The following is a 1664-nucleotide window of genomic DNA, read 5'->3' as shown; positions in this document are numbered from 1 at the left end:
GAAAAAGTGGTTTAGGGAATAAATGATCCTGATAGAAAAGCGAAAAAGAAACTGTCCGATTGCCAGCCATTAGATCTGCCGTATACAATAATAAGATTTGAATAATTCGGCGAATGCCTTAGAAATACGAAAAGCGAATGCTTTTCAGATATAGATAGATAGAGTAACATACCAATAACGAAAAGACAAGAAACCAGAGGCCACTATTACAACCAAGTATCGAGAAATCCTTCGCCAGAAAAGCTTAGGATTCAGTAAACGGAACATCGCACATAGCTGCGGCGTATCCCGTAACACAGTTGCCAAGGCCGTCAAACGGACGGCGGAAATGAATTTTTCCTGACCACTGAATCATGGCATGATCAACAGCTCACTTGGGGAAATGCCTTTCCCCAAGGTAAAATCAGCAACCAATAGAAGGCTGCCTGATGAAATGTAAGGAGAGCCGTCATCATCGTATGAACCGCTTCATTCTCCGTGATCCAACGCATGAACTCTTTCAACCTCTTTTTCCCACACCTTATTCCATAGAATGTTCTTCCAATTCCGCAAGCTTCCGGAACTCTTCTACCGTCATTTTTGCCTCTTCTGCCGCTTCTTCCAACGTCAGACGGTTCTTCCGGTAGAGACGAATCAGTGTAGACTGCTCTCCCTGTGTCACGCCACGCTCAATCCCCTGTGTGATTCCACGCTTCACGCCCCGCTGAAAGCCCCTCTTCTCGGCTCCCTCCATGTTTGACCTATAGTCGAGGATCGCTTTCTCCCTGGCCTCATACTGTAAACGCTTCTTCTCATCCAGGCTCATCTTTACTAAATCTTCGTATGCTCCTTCCAGATATTCATTTCCCTTTGCCACTTCTTTCAGCTCCTCTTTATTCTGCCCTCGAAGAAACCGCATCCACTCCATCACATCTTCCGGTCCACTGGCCTTTTTCTGAAGTTTCGGAAGCTCCCGGATCTGAATCTCCAGCTTATCTGTATACTTCTTCCCTGCCATTTCATCCCAGAAATGGACCGTCCGGTAACAAAAATCATCATCTGGAAATCGTTCAAAATTCAGGACGCTGACCTGAATACACTTCTTCAGGATGCGATAGCTTTCCCCTGCTTTGATCTGTCCTGCATACATTTTGCTCAGGTAAAATAGCAGGCGTTCGTCCCAGTATTCCACATAAAACACCTGCATTTCGATATCTATCTGCACTCCATCCGCCAGGCATACATGCACATCCAGAATTCCCTGCTTTTCCTCTTCTGCTTCTTTGGGAAGCTCATTTTCCAACAGGATCGTCTCATCAATTTCTTCCGGCTTAACCTGCAAAAGCACTGCAATAAATCCTTTTCTTGTCTTTGGATTTCTCATCAGTTCTTTGAAACACCAGTCCACGGAAGGCTTCATGATAAAATCTTCGCTTCGGGCAGTTGGTCTTTTCTTATTTTGTGTCTTTCTTTTTCTTTTGATTTTTCTCATAATTCGATCCTTTCCCGGCTTCTCATCCGCTGGAAAAGGATGTTTCTGTATGCTGTAAGTGTAGCATATTTTTGCCATCGGAAAAAGTGGTTTAGGGAATAAATGATCCTGATAGAAAAGCGAAAAAGAAACTGTCCGATTGCCAGCCATTAGATCTGCCGTATACAATAATAAGATTTGAATAATTCGGCGA

1 protein-coding gene is annotated in these 1664 nt (G+C 44.1%); it reads right to left on the bottom strand.

What is annotated here, in order from left to right:
- Positions 1–520: 520 nt before the first annotated feature.
- Complete coding sequence (locus tag H6A32_RS15695) at positions 521–1471, bottom strand: Rpn family recombination-promoting nuclease/putative transposase (protein WP_204864808.1); 951 nt, start codon at positions 1469–1471, stop codon at positions 521–523.
- Positions 1472–1664 lie beyond the last annotated feature (193 nt).

It is taken from the genome of Drancourtella massiliensis, assembly GCF_016900655.1.
GTDB classification, from domain to species: Bacteria; Bacillota; Clostridia; order Lachnospirales; family Lachnospiraceae; genus Sellimonas; species Sellimonas catena.
Note: the sequence above shows the minus strand (reverse complement) of the source record. Positions and strands in the feature narration are given on the sequence as shown.

Excerpts from the sequence above, each read along its gene's own strand:
- H6A32_RS15695 (WP_204864808.1), bottom strand. The coding sequence starts at position 1,471 with ATGAGAAAAATCAAAAGAAAAAGAAAGACACAAAATAAGAAAAGACCA.